This is a genomic window from uncultured Sphingopyxis sp., from assembly GCF_900078365.1.
Taxonomy (GTDB): Bacteria; Pseudomonadota; Alphaproteobacteria; order Sphingomonadales; family Sphingomonadaceae; genus Sphingopyxis.
In genome coordinates, this window is sequence record NZ_LT598653.1 from 4026522 (window position 1) to 4049434 (window position 22913).

Sequence of the window (22913 nt, forward strand, 5' to 3'; positions counted from 1 at the left end):
GTCAGCGCGCCTCCTTCACCGCGAGCGTCTTGCCGACGGCGCTGGGCCCCGGCACCTCCAGCGCGCGGCGCTGGAAGGAGGAGGAATAGGCCGCCGACCGCGCGGGCAGCAGCGGGTCGTCGGACAGCGCGACCCCGTCGGGCAATATCGTCGGGTCGAAGGTGATGTCGCGGCAGGCGCCCCGCTCTTCGGGCTCGGCGGCGGTGATGGTGAGCGTGCCTACCTGAAGCTTTTGCCGGTCCGCGGGCCACAGGATCGTCGCATCGTTCGTGGCGTCGCCGGGCGCGGCGACGGTGACGGTCATGCGCCAGCGCAGCGGCCCCTTGGCGAGGCGGGCGCCGAGATCGGTGAACAGATGGTCGGTGGGCAGCTCCGCGAGCTTTGCCTTGTCGAGCGCGCCGAACGCGGCCTCGGGCTCGAAGGCCCAGCGGACCGCGTGCGAAGCGCCCGCGCCGTCGATGAAGCGAAAGGCGTTGATGCTGTAATAAATGCTGTTGGCGAAACTGTCGGGGAGCGGCGCGGCGGCGATATAGTCCTGATAGGCGCGGGTTTCGGGATGGCGCGCGAGATAGGTCTTCATCGCGGCGGGATCGGGCTTGCCGGTCGCGGGATCGGGGCGCGAGGCGCGCTGGAGCGCGACGAAAGCTTCGGGGGTCGCGACGGGGAAGATCGGGGTATGGTCCATCGCCAGCCGCCATATCTCGCCATCGGGCCCGGTCAGTTGCAGCGCCATCGCGCGAAAGACGTTGCGCCCGTCGGTCGCGAAGGGATCGCCGCCGCCGGTCGAGAAGCGGCCGATCGCCGCGTGGCGGCCCGAACGCAGCAGCGGCGTCCGCGATAGCGCGCCCGCCCCGCCGCTCGCCTCGAAATAACCGGTGAAGCAGACCCCCTTCGCATGGGCGCGGCGATAGCCTTCGTGCCGGCCCGCATTTGCCTCGATTACGCTGGCGATCGTTCCGCCGCCGATGCGGGGCGGGCCGATCCAGCCCGCGGCCCAGGCGAAACCGGACAGCAGCAGGATCGGCGCTGCGGCGATCGCGGCGACGGTGGCGAGGGGCGGGCGGGGGATGGTCACGGCGGCGGTCCTCGATGGTTTGTCCGGGGGGAAGAAAAGGCCTTGGTCGAACGCAGTTCGTGCGGCCCGGCGTTCCGGTTACAGCCGGTTACCGGGGCCGTGCCGCGGCATTCGCAACAAAAATACTTGGGTTGGGTTGACCCCGCGCGTCCGCGCCCGTTACGCAGGACTTCATGCCGCATGACACCACTCTGATCGGGACCGTCGTCGCCGGGCTCGGCGTCGCCTTCCTGATGGGCGCGCTCGCGCATCGGCTCAAAATCTCGCCGATCGCGGGCTATCTGCTCGCGGGCATCCTTGTCGGCCCCTTCACCCCGGGGTTCGTCGCCGACACGGGGCTGGCGATGCAGCTCGCCGAGATCGGCGTCATTCTGCTGATGTTCGGGGTCGGGCTCCATTTTTCGCTCAAGGACCTGCTGGCGGTGCGCAAGATCGCGGTGCCGGGGGCGATCGCGCAGATCGCGGTCGCGACCGCGCTCGGCATGATGCTCGGCCTTGGGCTCGGCTGGCCGGTCGAAGGGAGCGTCGTGTTCGGGCTGGCGCTGTCGGTCGCCTCGACCGTCGTGCTGCTGCGCGCGCTGCAGGCGCGCGACATGATCGAGACCGAGAGGGGCCGCATCGCGGTCGGCTGGCTGATCGTCGAGGATCTCGCGATGGTGCTCGCGCTGGTGCTGCTGCCCGCGATGTTCGGCGACCGCGGCGACGAGGGTGGCCTTGGGGGCGGCGGCGCGGCGGTGTTGCGTTCGGCGGGGATCGTGCTCGTCAAGGTGGTCGGTTTCGCCGCCTTCATGTTCCTGATCGCGCGGCGCGTACTGCCCGCGGTGCTCCACTGGGTCGCGCATTCGGGGTCGCGCGAGCTGTTCCGGCTCGCGGTGCTGGCGATCGCGCTCGGGGTCGCGTTCGGCGCGGCGGTGATCTTCGACGTGTCCTTTGCGCTCGGCGCCTTCTTCGCGGGCATGATCCTCGGCGAGACGCAATTGTCGCGGCGCGCGGCCGAGGAAACGCTGCCGCTGCGCGACGCCTTTGCCGTGCTCTTCTTCGTGTCGGTGGGGATGCTCTTCAATCCCGAGGTGCTCACCGAGCAGCCGGGGCCGGTGATCGCGACGGTGGCGATCATCGTCGTCGGCAAGTCGCTCGCCGCTTTTGCGCTGGTCCGTGCCTTCGGCCACAAGTCGCAGACCGCGCTGACGATCTCGGTCAGCCTTGCGCAGATCGGCGAATTCTCGTTCATCCTCGCCGGGTTGGGCGTGGGGCTGAAGGTGCTCCCCGAAACCGGGCGCGACCTGATCCTCGCGGGGTCGATGCTGTCGATCCTATTCAACCCGATCCTCTTCACGCTGGCGGTGAAACGCATCCGCTCCGACGAGCCGCTTGCCGAGCAGCCCGCCGAAGCGGCGGCCGAAACGCCCGAGCCATGCAACGCCGGCGTCGTGCTCATCGGCTATGGCCGCGTCGGCAGCCACATCGGCGGCATGATCTGCGGACGCGGCGAGGGGCTGACGGTGATCGAGGACCAGAAGGACATGGCCGCCGCCGCCGAGGCCGCGGGCGCGACGGTGATCGTCGGCGACGCGACGAAGGAGAGCATCCTGCGCCAGGCCGGGCTCGATGCGGCATCGACCCTGCTGATCGCGATTCCCGAAGGGGTCGAGGCGGGCGCGATCGTGCGGCGCGCGCGCGCGATCAACCCCAGGCTCGTCATCGTCGCGCGCGCGCATTCGGACGAGGAAGTCGCCGATCTGGTGCGGCGCGGCGCCGACCATGTCGTGATGGCCGAGCGCGAGACCGCGTCGCGCATGGCCGAGCGGGCGATGCTGACGCGGGTATCTTAAGCCCCTCCCCTTCAGGGGAGGGGTTGGGGTGGGGGCCATCGGCCTTGTGCAAGGCCGATGGCCCCCACCCGCTGCGACTAGGCAGCAAGCTGCCAAGTCTCCCTGCCCTCCCCTGAAGGGGAGGGCTTGAGTTTTGTCCTGATTCCGCCCTATCGCCCTCTCCAATGTCCGCCGACGCGCTCCTCCCGCTGCTCAAGTCCACCTTCGGTTTCGACGCCTTCCGCGGAAAGCAGGGCGACGTCGTCGCGCGGGTGATGGCGGGCGAGCGCACGCTGGCGGTGATGCCGACGGGGGCGGGCAAGTCGCTGACCTATCAATTGCCCGCGGTGGCGCTCGACGGCTGCGTCGTGGTCGTGTCGCCGCTGATCGCGCTGATGCACGACCAGCTGCGCGGCGCGCGCGCGGCGGGGATTCGCGCCGCCTCGCTGACCAGCGTCGACGCCGATTTCGCCGACACGCGGCAGGCGTATCGCGATGGCGCGCTCGACCTCCTCTATATCGCGCCCGAACGTGCCACCGGCGAAGGCTTCCGCGCGCTGATGGAGGCGCGCAGCCCCGCGCTGTTCGCGATCGACGAAGCGCATTGCGTCAGCGAATGGGGGCATGATTTCCGGCCCGACTATCGCTTGCTCCGGCCTTTGCTCGACGCCTTTCCCTCGGTGCCGCGGCTTGCCCTGACGGCAACGGCGGACAAGCATACGCGCGAGGATATTCTCCTCCAGCTCGGCATTCCGGCCGAGGGATTGGTGCTCGCGGGGTTCGACCGGCCGAATATCCGTTACCGGGTGACGCCGCGCGTGAGCCCGGCGAAGCAGCTCACCGATTTCATCGCCGCCAATCCGGGGCCGGGGATCGTCTATTGCCCGACGCGCGACGGCACCGAGCGGATGGCGGAAAAGCTCGCCGCGGCAACGGGGCGCAGCGTTGCCGCCTATCACGCCGGGCTCGATCCCGAGCGGCGCGCGCGGGTGCAGCACGACTTCGTCGCGTCGGAGGACGGCATCGTCACCGCGACGGTCGCCTTCGGCATGGGGATCGACAAGCCCGACGTGCGCTTCGTCGCGCATGCCGGGCTGCCGAAGTCGATCGAGAGCTATTATCAGGAGACGGGGCGTGCGGGGCGCGACGGCGACCCCGCCGAGGCGCTGATGCTGTGGGGCGCGGAGGATTTCGCGCGCGCGCGGATGCGGCTCGGCGAGCTGCCCGAGGGCCGGCAAGCGAGCGAACGCGCGCGGCTCAACGCGCTCGCGGCGCTGGTCGAGACGGTCGAGTGCCGCCGCGCCTTGCTGCTGCGGCATTTCGGGGAAAACCCGCCCGGACGCTGCGGCAATTGCGACACCTGCCTCGAACCGCCGAAGCAGGTCGATGCGAGCGTGCTGGCGCAGAAATTGCTGAGCGCGGTCTATCGCACCGGGCAGAGCTTCGGCGCCGGGCATGTCGAGGCGGTGCTGACGGGGCGGAGCGACGCGCGCATCGAAAGCCGCGGCCACGACAAATTGTCGGTGTTCGGGATCGTCGGGGGCGAGGAGGCGCGGCTGCTCCGGCCGCTCGTCCGCACGCTCGTCGCGCGCGAGGCGCTCGAGACGACCGAGCATGGCGGGCTGATGTTCGGTCCCGCGGCGCGCGCGGTGATGAAGGGCGAGGTGCCGGTGCTGATGGCCGAGCCGCCCGTGAAGCGGACGCAGCGGGCGAGTCGCGCCGATCGCGCGGCGGCGAACCCGGTCGGCGATCCGCTGTTCGAGGCGCTGCGCGCGATGCGGCGCGAGCTTGCGGCCGAGGCCGGGGTGCCGCCCTATGTGATCTTCCACGACGCGGTGCTGCGCGCGATGGCGAGCGACCGGCCCGCGACGCGAAGCGCGCTCGCGGATATTCCGGGCGTTGGCGGCAAGAAGCTCGAGGCGTGGGGCGATGCGTTTCTGAACGTGATCCGGCAGTATTGATGGTCCGGTTTCGGCTGGAAGCGGACGTCTCCTAGTCAAGCCCCTCCCCTTCAGGGGAGGGGCAACGAAGACTTGGCAGCTTGCTGCCTAGTCGCAGTGGGGTGGGGGCTATCGGCCTCGCGCAAGGCCGATAGCCCCCACCCCCCACCCCAACCCCTCCCCTGAAGGGGAGGGGCTTGATGAATCCCAACGGCCGCTCCCCACCCCAAAGCCGCCATCCCCGGCCGCATTCGCACCTTCACGCTTGTCAGCAAGCGGGCGTCGGGAGTAGATCGTCGGTATGAGCGATTTTCGTCCCCTGTCCGCCCAGTTCAGCGTCGCGCCGCAGATCGGCATCGAAGATGTCGCCGAGGCCAAGGCGCAGGGCTTTGCGATGGTGGTGAACAACCGGCCCGACGGCGAGGAACCGGGGGCGCCGCAGGGCGAGCATATCTCCACCGCCTGCGCCGCCGAAGGGCTCGCCTATGCCGCGATCCCGATCGGCCATGCGGGGTTCAGCCATGCGCAGATCGACGCGCTCGACAAATTGCTGGCGGGCGCAACGGGGCCGATCCTCGCCTATTGCCGCTCGGGCACGCGCTCGACGCATCTATGGGCGCTGGCCCGCGCGCGCGCGGGCGACGATGTCGGCGGGATCGTCGAGGCGGCGGCGAAGGCGGGCTATGACCTGACGGGGCTGCGGCCGATGCTGGACGCGCTTTCGGGGGAAAGATGACGGCGGTGCTCGTCCAGACGGGCGCGTCGCTCGCCGCGGTGCTGTTCGTCGCCTGGCTGGTCGGCCGGATGGGGCTCGGCGCCGATCCGCGGATCGCGGACGACGCCCAGGCAATCCGGCTCGCCGAAGAGGCCGAGGCGGGGTTTCGCGGGATCGAGGTCGGGCGCGACCGCGCGGGCTTTGCCGCGATCGTCCGCAATGCCGAGGGGCGGATGCTGCTGGTGCGCGCGCACGGCAATCATTTCGCGGCGCGGCCGGTCGATGCCAGCGTGATCGGCCGGCTCGACAAGGAATTCCTGACATTGACGATGCCGGAGAAGACGTTCGGCGCGGTGACGTTGCAGCTGGGGAAGGATGCGGGGATGTGGGCATCGCGAATGCGGGAGATTGTTCGTGGCTGAGCTGCCCGATCCCGTCGTCTATGCGGTGCCGGGTTTCATCCTGCTGCTGATCGTCGAGATGATCGTCTCGCTGCGCCGCGACAGGAGCCGCTACGAGGCGCGCGACACGCTGACCTCGCTGATGCTCGGCACCGGCAGCCAGGTCGCGGGCGCATTCGTCGGCGCGGCGGTGATCGGCATGTCGGTGTGGGTCTATCAGTTCCGGCTGTTCGACATCGGCATCGCATTCCGCACCTGGTGGTGGGCGTGGATCCTCTGCTTCTTCCTCGACGATCTCGCCTATTACGCCTTTCACCGCAGCGCACACCGCGTGCGCTGGTTCTGGGCGAGCCATGTCATCCATCATTCGAGCCAGCATTATAATCTGTCGACCGCGCTCCGGCAGACATGGACGGGCTTCTTCAGCCTGACCTTCCTGTTCCGCCTGCCCTTGTTCCTGATCGGCTTTCCGCCCGCGATGGTGTTCTTCTGCGCGGGCCTGAACCTGATCTATCAGTTCTGGATCCATACCGAGGCGATCGGGCGGCTGCCCAAATGGTTCGAGGCGGTGATGAACACCCCGTCGCATCATCGTGTCCATCACGGGGTGAACCCGCGCTATCTCGACGCCAATTATGCCGGGGTTTTCATCATCTGGGACAAGATGTTCGGCAGCTTCGTTCCCGAACGCGACGATGAGCCGGTGCGTTACGGGATCGTCAAGCAACTCGGCAGCTTCAACATCCTCTGGGCCGCGGTCCATGAGTGGGTCGGGATCGCCAAGGACGTCTGGCACGCGCCGTGGAAGCACAAGCTCTCCTATATGTGGCGCGAGCCCGGCTGGAGCCACGACGGCAGCCGCGCGACGAGCGCGATGATAAAGGAACGCTGGGCGGCGGGGCGAGCGGTTGACGAGCCGGCCGGGTAGAGATCGTCGCCCCCGCGAAGGCGGGGCCGCTATCGATGTAACGCAAGGCTGACTGCGGCCCCCGCCTTCGCGGGGGCGACGTGTTTCTCTTGCCTCGCCCCCTAATGACATTCATGTAAGCACCTTGGCGACCGCCAGCAGGCGGCGCGAGGGAGAGTCGCAAGCATGGAGCAATTCGACATCATCGTCATCGGCGGCGGCAGCGCGGGGAGCGCTGCGGCGGGGCGGCTTGCCGAGGGCGGCAAGCGCAGCGTCTGCCTGGTCGAGGCGGGCGGGCGCAACGACACGGTCCGCGTCAAGACGCCGGGCTTCATGCCCTTCATCCCCAAATCGTCGAATTATCGATACGAGACGGTGCCGCAGCCGGGCCTGAACGGCCGCATCGGTTACCAGCCGCGCGGCCGCGGACTCGGCGGGTCGAGCGCGATCAATGCGATGGTCTATATTCGGGGGCATGCTTTCGATTACGACCAGTGGGCTTCTCTGGGCGCGACGGGGTGGAGCTATGCCGACGTGCTGCCTTATTTCAAGCGCGCCGAGCATAATGAGCGCGGCGCCGACGAGTTTCACGGCAGCGGCGGCCCGCTCAACGTCATGGATCAGCGCTGGCCCAATGTGACGAGCCGGCGCTTCGTCGAAAGCGCGGCTGCGCTGCAATTGCCGCGCACCGCCGATTTCAACGGTCCGAGCAACGAAGGCTTCGGCCTCTATCAGGTGACGCAGAAGGGCGGCGAACGCTGGTCGGCGGCGCGCGCCTATGTCGAACCTTTGCGCGAACGTGGCAATTTCAAGGTGCGGACGGGCGCCTTGGTCGAGAAGATCCTGATCGAAGACGGGCGCGCGACGGGGGTGGTGATCCGGCGCGGACGCAGCCGCGAAACGCTGCGCGCGCGGGGTGGAGTGATCCTGTCGGCGGGCGCCTTCAACAGTCCGCAGATTTTGATGCTGTCGGGGATCGGGCCCGGCGCGCACCTCAGGGACAAGGGGATCGAGGTCGCGCTCGACCGCGCCGGTGTCGGCGCAAATCTGCAGGACCATATCGACTATGTGTCGAGCTGGGAGACGCGCTCGGCCGATCCGTTCGGCGACAGCGCGGGCGGCACATGGCGCATGGTCAAGGCGATCTTCGAGCATCGCCGGCATCGCACCGGGATCATGACGACCTGTTTCGCCGAGGCGGGCGGCTTCTGGAAATCGCGGCCCGACCTGCCGGCGCCCGACATTCAATATCATTTCGTCCCGGCGATGCTCGAGGATCATGGCCGCACCAAGGTGAAGGGGCATGGCTTTTCGTGCCACGCCTGCGTGCTGCGCCCCGAAAGCCGGGGGAGCGTGACGCTGGCGTCGGGCGATGCCGCCGCGGCGCCGCTGATCGATCCGGGCTTCCTGACCGACGCGCGCGACATGGCGACGCTGCGCGCGGGCGTGCGGATGATGCACCGGATCGCCGCCGCGCCGCCGCTGTCGGATTATGCGGGAGTCGACCGGCATCCGGTCGATCTCGACGACGACGCGGCGCTCGACGCGCTGATCCGCAGCCGCGCGGACACCGTCTATCACCCCGTCGGCACGTGCCGCATGGGCAGCGACGCCGATGCGGTCGTCGATCCGGCGCTGAAGCTCAAGGGCGTCGAGGGGCTGTGGGTCGCCGATGCGAGCGTGATGCCGCGGCTGGTCAGCGGCAACACCAACGCGCCGAGCATCATGATCGGCGAGCGCGCGGTGGATTTCGTGACGGCGGCGCTGAACTGAGGGTGGTGCTCCATCCATCTTTTCACCCTTTCCGGGCGGCGGAATACCGCCCCCAATGCCGCTTTTCGAACCGGCCGGCTCAGGAGAAGGTCAGCGACGCGAGCGCGACGATGAAGAGGAGGATCACGGCGCTGAACAGCGCCGTCAGCGCGGTGAAGAGGATCGCGCTCGAAGGGCGGCGCGGATAAAGCTCGCCGAAATCGGCTGTCGCGCCCGCGTCGCCGCCCGCGGCCTCGTCATAGGACGACTTGAGCAGCGCGGCGCTGATCGCGCTCGCCGGCACGGGCGTCAGAAATTCGCATCCGAAGCGCCTGCCCTCCGCGCGAACGACGCGCGCCGGGGCGGCGCCCAGTTCGGGCAGGACGAGCAGGAAGGTTTCGCCGAGTGCGAAGGCGGCGTCGGTCTCGATCAACAGGCCCGTTCGCGACAGGTTCCGGATGACGACCGCCGCCTCGCTTGTCGCCGATCGCGCCGCGACGTCGAGCCGCAGCGTGCGCCGCTGCGTCCGCCTGCGGTCGACGGTCGGGGCGGGTTCCGCGATATGGGCCAGCAGCGATCTCACCGGCACCTCCTTTGGCGAACAGCTATCGCGCGACAAGCTTAATATTGCCTTGTCGCTGCCCTGGCCGCGGGACCGGAGTGCAAAAATGCCGGGCGGAACGGCGGCCGGACAGCGATGCTGGCGACTTAACAATTAAACGGATTCTCCCCTGTGAGCGGGAAGTGCATGCGACGAACCGTTGCATCTCGTGGACCGAATTGAGACAGAATCGCGACGATGCGAACCCGGCGCCGTTCCGGGAAGATATTTCAACTAATTGAATAGTAAGATTCTTCTATAGAGAAATGTTGCGTCGCAAGGGCGAGGCTTGGCTTCGAGGCGGTGCTTCCTAAAAAATTGTTAACACGCTTGCGGAGTCTCGAGAATCCATGCTCTCCTGATGGGCGGGGAAGGTCCGAGTCGCTCGGACAGTGGGTCGCACTGACATTGGTGGAATTTTGCTGTGCCGCTTTCGCGGCAGGGCGAAGTGCGTGCGAGGGAAATTGACATGGATGGTTTCGACAATCCGGCCCGTAACGGAACCGCAGGACTGCAACGCGAAGGCGCACCGGCCGATCCGTCGAACCGCGCCGCGCCGGACGGCGATTTCCTGGCCGCCGCCGCGCATGTCACCGCCGCGGCGTCGGCGCTGCCGCTCGCGATCCAGGCGATCCTCGTTCCCGACGCGAGCGGACGCGTCGTCCTGCCCGCCGGCGCGTCGATCGACGACATCGGCGTGTCGGGCGCCGACCTGATCGTCACGCTGCCGAACGGGCAGGTGCTGATCATCCCGAACGGCGCGGTCGACATTCCGTCGATCGTCATCGAGGGCGACACCGTGCCCGCCAGCACCGTCGCGCAGCTGCTCGAAAATCTCGGCGAACTCAATCCCGAAGCCGGCACCCGCAGCTCGGGCGGCAATTTCGCCGACCCCGAAGGGCCGATCCAGGACGCCTATGCGATCGGCGATCTTCTGCCCTACACCGAACTCGCCTTTCCGCAGCCCGAAGACCGCGAGCTGATCCCCGACCTTCCCGACGACGAGCCCGAAGTGGTGATCGTCACCCCCGACCAGCCCGCCGGGGCATCGGCCGCCACCGCGAGCGTCGACGAGGCGGGGCTGCCGGTGCGCGAGGGCGAGCCCGCGGGCAGCGATAGCGGCGCGGACAGCGAAACCACGACCGGATCGATCGTCTATGACGCGGCCGACGGCCTCGGCGCGATCACGATCAACGGCACGGCGATCACCGCCGTCGGCCAGGTCGTCACGACGCCGCTCGGCCAGCTCACCATCACCAGCCTGACGCCGGGCAATGTCGGATATAGCTATACGCTCGCCGACAACAGCGACGCGAATAGCGACCCGGCTGACATCTTCACCGTCACCGTCACCGACCGCGACGGCGACACCGCCACCGCGACGCTGACGATCGACGTCGTCGACGACGTTCCGACCGCGCGCGCCGACACCGACGCGGTCGCGGCGAGCAGCTTCGCGCCCGAGGCGGGCAATGTGCTGACCGGCGCGGGGACGACGAGCGGTGCGGCGGGCGCCGACACGCCGGGCGCCGACGATGCGGTGCTGACGGGCATCCGCGGCGCCGACGGCGAAGGCGGTTTTGCCGCGCCGGGGACGGTGCAGGGCCAATATGGCGTGCTGACGATCGGCGCCGACGGCAGCTATTCCTACGCCCGCGATCCCGGCACGCCGGGCGGCGTCGACGATATCTTCACCTATCAAATTACCGACGGCGACGGCGATACATCGACGGCGACCCTGACCATCCGTATCGCCGACGCGCCGACCGTCATCACCTTCGTCCCGGGCGAAGGTGATGGCGGGACCATCGTATACGAAGCCGACCTGCCGGGCCGCGACGGCGAGACCCCGGGTTCGGCCTTCGGGGGCGGTGGAGGTGGTGGCGCTTCGACCAGCGGCACCATCACCTTCACTGCGGTCGACGGGGTCGGCAGCGTCGCGATCGGCGGCACGGTGCTGACGCCCGGCGCGCTGCCGCAGACGGTATCGAGCGACGCGACCGGAACGCTCGTCGTCACCGGCTACAGCTTCGATCCCGCGACCGGCGAGGGATCGGTCACCTATGTCTATACTTTGATCGACAACACGCTCGACGGCGAGGGTACGACGGTCAGCTTCGATCTCGTCATCACCGATGCCGACGGCGACGCGGCGTCGGATACGCTCGACATCGAAATCGTCGATGACGCGCCGACCGCGCGCGCCGACAGCGACAGCGTGGCCGAGGACGGTCCGGCGACCGCCGACGGCAATGTGCTCACGGGCTTGGGTGGCGGCGACGCCAATGCGACCGACGGCGTCGCCGACACTCAAGGCGCCGACGGCGCGGTCGTGACCGGGCTGGCGGGCGGCAGCGTGGGCGAACCGCTCGCGGGCGCCTATGGGGTGCTGACGCTGAACGGCGACGGCAGCTATTCCTATGTTCTCGATAACGCATCGCAGCCGGTGCAGGGTCTTTCGGCCGGTCAGACGCTGACCGAGACCTTCACCTATACGATCACCGACGGCGACGGCGACACCTCGACGACGACGCTCACGATCACGATCAACGGCACCGACGACGGCGTGACGGTGGACGGCCTCGACGCCGCGGGCGCCGAGCTTATCGTCGACGAGGATGATCTCGCCGACGGCTCCTCGCCCGACACCGCGGCGCTGACGCAGGACGGCAGCTTCAGCGTCTCGACCCCCGACGGCCTCGGCAATGTGAGCGTCGGCGGGGTGCAGGTCGTGACCAACGGCGTCTTCGCACCCGGCACCGCGACCAGCCCGCTCGGCACGATTAACATCACCGGATTCACGCCCGTCACCGGCGCCGACGGCTCGGTGATCGGCGGCACCTTCACCTATGACTATGTGCTCGCCGACAACACGCTGACGCACGCGGCCGCCGGCGAGGACGACGTCACCGACAGCTTTGCCGTCACCGTCACCGACAGCGACGGGTCGAGCGCGAACGCCAGCCTCGACGTGCGCATCATCGACGATGTCCCGATGGCGGCCGACGACAGCGCGGGCGCGGCCGAAGACACGCCGGTCGTCATCGACGTGCTGACGAACGACGTGCGCGGCGCCGATGGCGTCGATCCCGCGACCGGCGTTGCGCTCGCGACCGCGCCCGCCAAGGGCACGGCCGTCTACAATGGCGACGGCACCTTCACCTATACTCCGACGGCGGGGCAGGAAGGCGAGGACAGCTTCACCTACACGATCACCGATGGCGACGGCGATACATCGACCGCGACGGTGACGGTGACGCTCGCGAAGGATTCGGTCCCGGCGATCGATCTGGGCGCCGACAACAGCGTCGACGAGGCGGGGCTGCCGAACGGCTCGAACTTTGCCTCGGACAGCGAGACGGCGACGGGCAGCTTCGCGCTGACCACTGGCAACGACAGCGTCGCATCGCTCGTGATCAACGGCGTCGACGTGACCGCCGGCGGCACCGTGACGACGCCCATCGGCGTGCTGACCGTGACGGAGAGCGGCGGCGCCTACAGCTACAGCTATACGCTCGCCACCAACACGTCGGGGGACGACAGCTTCGACAGCTTCACCGCGGTGGTGACCGACAGCGACGGCGACACCGCGACCGACACGCTGGTGATCGACATCGTCGATGACGTGCCGACGGCGCGTCCCGACACCGACAGCGTGACCGAGGACGGGCCGCTGATCGCCGACGGCAATGTGCTGATCGGCGGCGGTGGCGGCGATGCGAACGGCACCGACGGCGTCCTCGATACGCAGGGCGCCGACGGCGCGAGCGTGACGGCGGTGAGCTTCGGCGCGACGGCGGGCAGCGTCGGCGCGGGGCTGGCGGGCGCCTATGGGGTGCTGACGCTGAATGGCGACGGCAGCTACAGCTATGTGCTCGATAATGGCGCGCAACCGGTGCAGGGCCTGTCGGCGGGCGAGACGCTGACCGAAATCTTCACCTACACGATCACCGATGGCGACGGCGATCCCGCGACGACGACGCTGACGATCACGATCAATGGCGCCGACGACGGCGTGACGATCACCGGTCTTGACGCCGCGGGCGCCGAACTGTTGGTCGACGAAGATGATCTGCCGGTGCGCGCCGGCGAAGCGCCGGGGTCGGATACGACCCCCGACGGCGTGACCGATGGCGATAGTTTCGCCGTATCGACTCCCGACGGCATGGGCAGCGTCGTGCTCGACAGCTTCAACGGCGTGCCGCTCGGCGCGCCGCTGACGCTCGTCACCGCCGACGGCAGCTTCACGCCGCAATCGGTCGTCACCGCATATGGCACGCTCTCGGTCACCGGTTTCACGCCCGTGACCGGCGGCGACGGATCGGTGATCGGCGGCAACTTCACCTACAGCTATGTCCTGACCGACAACCGTGCCGACCATCCGGCGGCGGGACAGGATGACCGCACCGACAGCGTCGGCGTCACCGTCACCGATGCCGACGGGTCGAGCGCCAGCGCGGCGATCGGCATCCGGATCACCGACGACGTGCCCGACGCGATCGACGACGGTACGACGCAGACGCCGGAAAATGCGCCGGTGACGATCGATGTGCTCGCCAACGACGTCCAGGGTGCCGACAGCGTGCAGCCCGGCGCGGTCGAACTGGTGGCCGGATCGTTGACCGGCACCGGCGCACTCGTGAACAATGGCGACGGCAGCTTCACTTACACCCCCGCGGCGCAGGAAAGCGGCACCGTCAGCTTCCAATATCGCATCACCGACGGCGACGGCGACAGTGACGTCGCCACCGCGACGATCACGCTCGTCGCCGATTCGGCGCCGCAGATCCGCAATGCCGATGATGTGACGGTCGACGAGGACGGGCTTTCGGGCGCGAACATCGACAATGGCCTCGCGGGCGAGGTAAGCTCGACGGGCAGCGCGAGCGCGAGCGGGACGATCACCGTCGATTTCGGCAGCGACGTGCCCGCGACACTCGCGGGTTCGCTCGTCCTCAACGATGCCGCGGCGCTCGACACGCAGCTCACCGTCGGAGGCGTGCCGGTGACCTTCGCCAAGGACGGCGCCGATCTCGTCGGCTCGGCCGGCGGCAACGAAGTGATCCGCATCGCCCTGACGAGCCCGGCCGCCGGCCCCGGCGCGACCGAAGTCACCTATGGTTATACGGTCACGCTGTCGCAGGCGGTCGATCAGGCGCTTGCGGGCAGCGAGGACAGCGATCTGCTCGCGAACATCGGCTTCACCGTCACCGACAGCGACGGCACCGCGTCGTCGGGCGCGTTCGACGTCACGATCGTCGACGATCTGCCGACGCTCACCGTTTCCGACACGCCGGTCAGCGTCGTCGAGGGCGCGAGTGCGAGCGGCACATGGACGCTCGATCAGGGCGCCGACGGCGTCGCGTCGGTGCTCGTCAGCTTCGGCAGCGGCAGCGCGACGCTGTCGCTGACGCCGGGGAGCAGCGTATCGATCGTCCAGCCGACGGGCACGCTGACGGTGGGCGCTGATGGCAGCTTCAGCTTCGCGGCGGCGAACGATCAGGATGGCGCCGCGAATCCGTCCGCGACCTTCACCCTGTCGGCGGTCGATCGCGACGGCGATCCGACGTCGGACAGCTTGACGATCGCGATCACCGACGGCGCGGGCCCGGTGGATGCGACGCCGATCACGCTGACCGTGAACGAGGCGGCGCTCGATACGATCGGCAGCAATCCGGCAAGTCTGGACGAGACCGACAGCGGCACCCTTGCCTTCACGGCGGGGTCGGACACGCTTTCGGGCTTCGCCTTTACCGGGGTCGCGGATCTCGTCGCCAATCTCGACGGCGCGGGCACCGACATCTTCTGGTCGATGGCGCCGGGTGGGCAGACGATCACCGGCTCGCTGACGCTGGGCGGCCCCGCCGCGATCACGATCAGCCTGACCGCGCCCGCGAGCATTGCGCCCGGCGCGACGGCGAATGCCAGCGTCACCGTCACCCTCGCCGACAATCTGCCGCACGCGATCGCCAATGCCGCGCAGACGCAGGCGCTGGGAACGGTCACCGTGCAGGCGACCGATACCGACGGCGACCCCGCAACCGGCGTCGTCACCGTGCAGGTCATCGACGATATTCCGGCGGCGAACCCCGATGTCGACAGCGTGACCGAGGACGGAGCGCTGATCGCAGACGGCAACGTCCTGACCGGCAACGGCGGCGGCGACGCGAACGCCACCGATGGCGCCGCCGATACGCAGGGCGCCGACGGCGCGACCGTCACCGCGCTCGTCGGCGGCACGGTCGGCGCGCCGCTCGTCAGCACCTATGGCACGCTGACGCTGAACGCCGACGGCAGCTATTCCTATGCGCTCGATAATGCGAACAGCGCGGTGCAGGGCCTCTCCGCCGGTCAGACGCTGACCGAGACTTTCACCTACACGATCACCGACGGCGACGGCGATCCCGCGACGACGACGCTGACGATCACGATCAACGGCGCCAACGACGGCGTGACGATCAATGGCCTCGCGGTCCCGGGCGGCGAAGAGGTCGTGAACGAAGACGATCTTCCTGACGGATCGTCGCCCGATGCCGCGGCGCTGACCCAGACGGGCGACTTCACCGTCACCGCGCCCGACGGTCTCGACGACGTCACCATCGGCACCGCGCAGGTGATGGTGAACGGCGTCTTCACGCCCGGCCTGACGACGACGAGTGCGTTCGGCACGGTGACGATCACCGGCTTTACCCCCGTCACCGCGAGCGACGGTTCGGTGATCGGCGGCACCTTCACTTACGAATATGTGCTCGATGACAATACGCTGACCCATCCGGCGGCGGGCGAGGACAATGTGATCGACAGTTTTGCGGTCACCGTGACCGACAGCGACGGGTCGGTTGGAAATGCGAGCCTCGACGTCCGGGTCATCGATGACGTGCCGGCGGCTTCGCCCGAGCCCAACCAGAATGTCGCCGAGGGCGCGACCGTCACCGGTACGCTCGATTTCGTCGAGGGCGCCGACGGCGCGAGCGTCACGGCGATCAACGGCACGACGCTGATATTCGGCGGCGACGGCTTTTCGCAGACCATCGACATCGGCGACGGCACGATCAAGGTAAAGGCCGACGGCAGCTACAGCTTCACCGCCGATGCCGCGGTGCCGGGGACGGGGAGCGCCTCGGCGACCTATACGGTCACCGACGGCGATAACGACACATCGAGTGCGCCGATCGCTTTCACGATCACCGACGCCAATGCCCCGACCGCGGGCACGACGCAGGCGTCGGTCGACGACGATGCGCTCGCCGGAGGCAATCCCGCGAGCACCGCGGGCGACCTGCCCGATGCGGACAGCGATGGCGATAATGATCAGGCGACCTTCAGCGGCCTGCTGAACCTCGATTTCGGGGGCGACGGCGCGGGTTCGGTCGATTTCGCCGCGATGGACGGGCTGTTCGTCAATGTCGGTCAGGAATCGGTCCAGCTCGCCTGGAACGCGGGCACCGGCACGCTGACCGGTACGGGACCGCGCGGCCCCCTGTTCACCGTCGAAGTGACCGACAGCGCGGTGGGCGCCTATAAGGTGACATTGCTCGACAATGTCCTGCACGCCGGCGGCGGCGACGAGAATGACGCCACCGCGACGCTGACCTTCACCGTCACCGACAGCGACGGGTCGCCTGCGAACGGCACGCTCGAAATTGCCTTTGACGACGATGCGCCGACGGTGACCGCAGGCGGCGCGCAGCCGGTCCTGACAGTCGATGAAACCGCGCTCGGCACCGATGCGCAGGCCAGCTTCGCTTCGGTGTTCACGCCGGTGTTCGGCGCCGACGGCGCCGCGGCGGCGAATGCGACGACCTATGCGCTCGGCATCAACGCCGGGGCGACGGGGCTGCTCGACACCGCCACCAACGAAGCCGTCGTCCTCAGCGTCGTCGGCGGCGTGGTCGAGGGGCGGACCGCGATGTCGGACGCGCTTGTCTTCACGCTCAGCGTCGCGGCGAACGGGACGGTCACGCTCGACCAGATCCGCGCCGTGGTCCATGCGCCCGACAGCGGGGCCGATCAGCCGACGGGTCTGGTTGCCGACAACCTGATCACCCTGACCGCGACGGTCACCGACGGCGACGGCGACACGGCGGCGGCAACGGCGAATATCGGCCAGAACCTCGTCTTCCGGGACGACGCGCCGGTGGCGGAGGACGATAGCGCGGGGCTGACCGAAGGCGGTCCGAGCTTCGTCACCTTCGATGTCGACACCAACGACAACAACGGCGCCGATGGCTTCGGCAGCCGCAGCTTCACCAGCCTGACCGGCAGCTACGGCACGATCACCGTCAATCCCGACGGAACCCAGACCTATATGCTGACCCCCGCCGGACAGGCCGCCATCGACGCGCTCGCCCCTGGGGCGACGCTGACCGATATCTTCACCTATACGCTCACCGACAAGGACGGGGACAGCGATCCCGCGACGCTGACGATCACGCTGACCGGCACCGACGACGGGGTGACGATCACCAATCTGACGCCCAAGCTGGACGGCGGCGACGCGACGGTGGACGAGGACGACCTGCCCGCCGGGTCGGACACGACCAAGGAATCGCTGACCACGACGGGTAGCTTCAATATCTCGGCGCCCGACGGCGTCGCCAATCTGTCGATCCACGGCGTACAGGTGGTCAACAACGGCGTCTTCACGCCCGCGGCGATCCCCACGCCGCTCGGCAATATGCTGAACATCACGGCCTACAACGCCGCGACCGGCGAGGTCAGCTACAGCTATACGCTGACCGCGGCCGAAACGCATGCGAGCGTCCAGGGCGAGAACAGCCTGTTCGAGGATTTCCCCGTCGAGCTCACCGACACCGACGGCGACAATGTCGACAGCCTTCTGTCGATCGCGATCATCGACGACGTGCCGACCGCGCGCCCCGACAGTGATGCGGTGGCCGAGGATGCCGGCGACGCGACGGGCAATGTCATCACCGGCGTCGGAACCACCAACGCGCCGGGCAGCGCCGACACAGCTGGCGCCGATGGCGCGAGTGTGACCGGCGTCGCGGCAGGGACATCGGCGACGGCCGTGACGGGGAATGTCGGCGCGGCACTGGCCGGCAGCTATGGCTCGCTGACGCTGAACGCGGGCGGCGGCTACACCTATACGCTCGACAACGGCAATGCGGCGGTGCAGGCGCTCGGCGTCGGCGAGACGCTGACCGAGACCTTCACCTATACGATCACCGACGGCGACGGCGACACCTCGACAACGACGCTGACGATCCGGATCGACGGCACGAACGACCTGCCGGTGATCGGATCGGCGACGACCGCCGTGTCGGACGAGGGGCTGGCGGGCGGCTTCCCCGATAATGCCGGAACGATCGATACGACCGATCTCACCGTCCGCACCGGCACCATCGCGGTCGGCGACGTTGATGGCGACGCGCTGATGCTGTCGCTCGGCGCGCCCGCGACGGCGCTCTCCTCGGGCGGTGTGCCGATCCTATGGGACACGACCAACCCGCAATTGCTGCTGGGCAAGGCCGGGACCGAGACGGTGATCAGCGTTGCGATCGACAACGGCGGCAATTTCACCGTCTCGCTGCTCGGGCCGATCGACCATCCCGACACGACGCAGGAGGACGCGCTGTCGCTCGTCGTGCCGGTCAGCGTCTTCGACGGCACGGCGACGGTCACCAACGCGAGTGCGCTGACGATCGGGCTTGAGGATGATTCGCCCGTCGCGATCGCGCCGCTGGCGGCGGCGCTGATCAACGCGCCCGGATCGTCGGTCTATCAGGCGCTCGATGCCGATCTCGACGTCGACAATAATTATGGCGGCGACGGGCCGGGCAGCGTCATCTTCACCGCTGCGACGATCGCCGCGCTCGAAAGCCAGAACCTCACTTCGGGCGGCCAGGCGCTGAGCTACGGCATTTCGCCGGACGGCACCGTCCTCACCGCCGAAAAGCCGAACGGCGACGACGTCTTCATCATCCGCCTGCAACCGGCAGGCCATGCCGACCAATATCAGGTCGAGATGGTCGAGAAGCTCGATTCGACTGCGACGGTCGATTTCGACGACGGCGGCTATGATCCCGTCGGCGGCAATACGGCCTGGGTTGGCTTCGTGAAGCCGGGCGACAACAATAGCCCGGACATACTCGTCACTCCGATGATCAGCGGAGCCGATGGCGGCACGATCAACTCGAACGATAACACATTCGGCGTTTCGGGCGGCAATAGCGTCGGCTCGGGCGAAGCCGTGCGCGTCGATTTCGTGGTCGATCTCACCGGAAATCCGGTCAATGGCAACTATGCCACACCGGCCAATCAGAACCACGCCTTCGATTCGCATTATTCGGCGAACGGGGCGTCGGCGAGCTTTTCGAACATCACTGGCAGCAGCAGCGTCCGCATCGTCGCGCGCGACGATCTCGACAGCGATAATGACGTCGGCGACGGGGTCAAGGACAGCATCACCGGGGTGGCGATCAGCTTCAACGGCGCGACGCTGATCGTGACCGCGGCGGGCACCTATAATGTCGGCGGGCAAAGCTATACGGTCAGTTTCAGCGGCGGCGAAGCGACCGTCGCGGGAGTCGTCGACAACACGCGCCTCGCGGGCTTCACCGCCGACGGCTACAACAGCATCGAATTCCACCACGCCGGCGGCAACACGTTCAAGATCGGCGATTTCGGCGCGGTGGTGCAGACCGAGGATCCGGTGAATTTCAACGTCCCGGTGACGATCGTCGATGGCGACGGCGACACGGCGCCGGGCTCGCTCGCGATCACCACCGCCCCGCCTTTGCTCGTCATCGGATCGGCGACCGGCGACGTCGCCGGCGAGACGACCGACCATGTCGTCGCCAATCCCCAAGGGTTGGCCGACGGAGCGATCGCGGGCGGCGCGTTCGACGACACGCTCGTCGGCGATCCCGGTTCGGTGACGATCACCGAGGGGCAGCAGGCGAATGTCGTGCTCGTGCTCGACAGCTCGGGCAGCATGACGACCCAGATCGACTTCGGCAGCGGCACCATTTCGCGGATGCAGGCGCTCAAGAACGGCGTCAACGCGCTGATCGACAGCCTGTCGCAATCGGGCGCGAAGGATGTGCGCATCACGATCGTCGATTTCGATACGAACGGCACAAATCTCGGGACGTTCGACCTGATCGTGAACGGCGTTGTCCAGACGGGCGAGGTCGATGACGCGAAGGATGCCGTCAACGACATGGTCGCTTACGGCGGCACCAACTATGAAGACGGGCTGCAGGACGCGCTGAGCTGGATCAACGGCGGCAACGGCATCGCGGGCGCCGACGTCAACAAAGTCGTCTTCGTCTCGGACGGCAGCCCGACCTATTGGAACAACGGCGGCAACGGCAGCGACAGCGACCCCGACAACGTCCAGGATTCGATGGACCAGATACTCGGTTTCGACGGCACGAACGAGCCGCAGCAGATCCTCGCGACGGGCTATTCGATCGATGCGGTCGGGGTCAACGTCAATTCGACGCTGCTCGCCCGCCTGAGCAATGTCGAGGACGGCAATGCTTCGGGCGGAACCGGCAGCGCGACCAACGCGACGTCGGCCGAACAGCTCGCGGCGGTGCTTCAGGTGCTCGGCGGCTCGACCGACCTCGCCGCGGCCGGAGCCGACACGATCACCGGAGGCGAGGGCGCCGACGTCATTTTCGGCGACGTGCTCTATACTGACACGCTCGCTGCCGATCTCGGCGTGAACCTGGCGCCGGGATCGGGCTGGGCGGTGTTCCAGACGCTCGAAGGCCGGGTGAACGCCGAAGCGATCGATCCCGCCGGCAATGGCGCCGACTGGAATCGTCAGGACACGATCGCCTATATCCGCGCCAATTACGCCGAGCTGGCACAGGAAAGCGGCCGGACGGGCGGCAATGACACGATCGACGCCGGCGGCGGAAACGACGTCATCCTCGGTCAGGAAGGCAATGATACGATCAACGCGGGAGCCGGCGACGACCTGATCGCCGGCGGCACGGGGCGCGACGTCATGACCGGCGGCGCGGGAGCCGATACCTATCTGTTCAATGCGGGCGACAGCCGGCCGACGCTGGGCGGCAGCGGGAATGGCGGGACGATCACCGGGCACGATGTGATCACCGATTTCGATCTGGCGACCGACATATTGAACCTGCCCGGCACCCCGGTCGCCGCCGGAAACGGGACGGTCGATGGCGACAATTCGGATTTGAGGGTCGATGGCGAACGGATCCGGTCGCATTCGGTCACCGACGGCGTGATCACGTTCGACGACAACAACAGCTTCTCGGCGGCGCTCGACTTGTCGAGCGATGCGCGCGTCGCGGCGGCGGTCGATTATCTGCAGCGCAACGACATCGGCCCCGCGGGAACGACCGTTGCTTTCGTCGCGGGCACGCGGACCTTCGTCTATCAGCAGGTCGGGACCAATCCCGACCCGGCGAACGACATCCTCGTCGAACTGCAGGGCGTGGCGATCACCAATTTGAACACGCTGATCGGCACGCGCGTCACGCCGGTGACGCTCGACCTCGGCGGCGACGGGCTCGATTTCGTGTCGTCCGCGGCGGGCGCCGCCTTCGACCATGACGGCGACGGCATACGCGAGGCGACGTCGTGGGCCGGGCGCGGCGACGGCATCCTCGTCCGCGACGCCAATGGCGACGGCATCGCCAATGACGGCGGAGAGACCAGCTTTTCGGTTGCCGGCTCGACCGACCTCGAAGGGCTGCGGCTGCAATATGACAGCAATGGCGATGGCACGCTCAGCGCCGCCGACGCCGAATTCGCCCGCTTTGGCGTGTGGCAGGATGCGAACGGCGACGGCGTCACCGACGCGGGCGAGTTCCGCTCGCTCGCGGACCTCGGCATCGTCAGCATCGCGCTGACTTCGGACGGCCAGGCCTATGTCGCGGGCGACGGCGAGGTGATCGTCCATGGCGAGGCGAGCTTCACGCGCACCGACGGCAGCCGCGGCGCGGTCGGCGACGTGTCGTTCATCACCCCGCGCGCGGCGCACGACGCCGAACGGACGGCGGGCACGCAGGCGCTGACGAGCTCGCTGGTGGCCGCGTCGCTGGTCGCGATGGTCCACGACGCGCAGCAGGATGATCCGGCCCTGAGCAGAACGGTGAGCGAAAATCCGATCGCCGTCGATACGGCCGAGGGAAGCGGCGCCGTCGCGGCGGCCGGGATTTCGGACGCGGCCACGGCGCACATCGCGGGCGCAGCGGCATCCGAACCGACGAAGGCGGCGCTGCCTGCACCCTCGACCGCGTCGGAGTCCGGCGATCCGGCGCCCGCTTCGATCGACGAGGCTCGGGGCGACTGGCGCACCGATGCGGGGGCCGACGACCGCGACGAGGGTGGTGCGGACGCGCTGTTCGACCAGATTGCGGAGCATGCGGCGCCGGATCAGGGCGTGATGGACGGGCTGCTCGCGCTCGCCGCGCTGCCGGCCGAAGCCGTCGCCGCCGATGCCGCCACGCACGATCCGGCCGTAACCGCCGTGCTCGCCGATGCGGTCGAAGCGAGCAATGCGGTCGACCAGCTGATCGACGCCGTTGCGGGCGGCGCGGCCGCACAAGCGGCCGAGGCACCCGCCTTCGATCTCGCGCAGTTCCTCGATCAGCGCGTGATGCCCGACGCGGCGATCGTCCCGCATCAGGCGATCGAGCACGAGCTTCAGCAATTGGCGACGGCCTGACCGGCGCATTTTTCGGACCAGAAAGACCTAGTG

At 68.2% G+C, this 22913-nt stretch carries 9 protein-coding genes; 7 read left to right on the forward strand and 2 right to left on the reverse strand.

Going from position 1 to position 22913, the window contains the following annotated elements; genetic code table 11:
• Position 1: 1 nt before the first annotated feature.
• Entirely contained in the window at positions 2 to 1075 is a 1074-nt protein-coding gene (locus tag QZL87_RS18775; RefSeq protein WP_295322098.1) for a catalase family peroxidase, read from the reverse strand.
• Between the two features lie 173 nt (positions 1076 to 1248).
• On the opposite strand from QZL87_RS18775, the gene ybaL reads away from it, so the two are divergent.
• The 6 genes from ybaL (at position 1249) to QZL87_RS18805 (ending at position 8622) form a co-directional block, all read left to right on the forward strand.
• Positions 1249 to 2907: a YbaL family putative K(+) efflux transporter gene (gene ybaL / locus QZL87_RS18780; protein WP_295322100.1), complete on the forward strand. Its 1659-nt coding sequence runs from the start codon at positions 1249 to 1251 to the stop codon at positions 2905 to 2907.
• A 164-nt stretch (positions 2908 to 3071) separates the two neighbouring features.
• Complete coding sequence (gene recQ, locus QZL87_RS18785; RefSeq protein ID WP_295322102.1) at positions 3072 to 4847, forward strand: DNA helicase RecQ; 1776 nt, start codon at positions 3072 to 3074, stop codon at positions 4845 to 4847.
• A 280-nt stretch (positions 4848 to 5127) separates the two neighbouring features.
• Positions 5128 to 5562 (forward strand): TIGR01244 family sulfur transferase, encoded by a 435-nt coding sequence (locus tag QZL87_RS18790; RefSeq protein ID WP_295322104.1) that lies wholly within the window; start codon positions 5128 to 5130, stop codon positions 5560 to 5562.
• The gene (locus QZL87_RS18795) at positions 5559 to 5963 is read left to right on the forward strand and encodes a hypothetical protein (RefSeq protein WP_295322106.1); all 405 of its coding nucleotides are present in this window, start codon (positions 5559 to 5561) and stop codon (positions 5961 to 5963) included. Before QZL87_RS18790 ends, QZL87_RS18795 begins: the two co-directional genes overlap by 4 nt.
• Positions 5956 to 6870, forward strand: coding sequence for a sterol desaturase family protein (locus QZL87_RS18800; protein WP_295322108.1), 915 nt, complete (start codon positions 5956 to 5958; stop codon positions 6868 to 6870). The genes QZL87_RS18795 and QZL87_RS18800 overlap by 8 nt, the downstream gene beginning before the upstream one ends.
• A gap of 165 nt (positions 6871 to 7035) precedes the next feature.
• On the forward strand, positions 7036 to 8622 hold the full coding sequence (locus tag QZL87_RS18805; protein WP_295322110.1) for an FAD-dependent oxidoreductase: 1587 nt from the start codon (positions 7036 to 7038) through the stop codon (positions 8620 to 8622).
• A 79-nt stretch (positions 8623 to 8701) separates the two neighbouring features.
• On the opposite strand, the gene QZL87_RS18810 is transcribed toward QZL87_RS18805, so the two are convergent.
• Entirely contained in the window at positions 8702 to 9184 is a 483-nt protein-coding gene (locus tag QZL87_RS18810) for a PilZ domain-containing protein (protein ID WP_295322112.1), read from the reverse strand.
• Between the two features lie 487 nt (positions 9185 to 9671).
• Between QZL87_RS18810 and QZL87_RS18815 the strand changes: the two genes are divergently transcribed.
• The gene (locus QZL87_RS18815; RefSeq protein ID WP_295322114.1) at positions 9672 to 22880 is read left to right on the forward strand and encodes a VCBS domain-containing protein; all 13209 of its coding nucleotides are present in this window, start codon (positions 9672 to 9674) and stop codon (positions 22878 to 22880) included.
• The last annotated feature ends 33 nt before the right edge of the window (positions 22881 to 22913 follow it).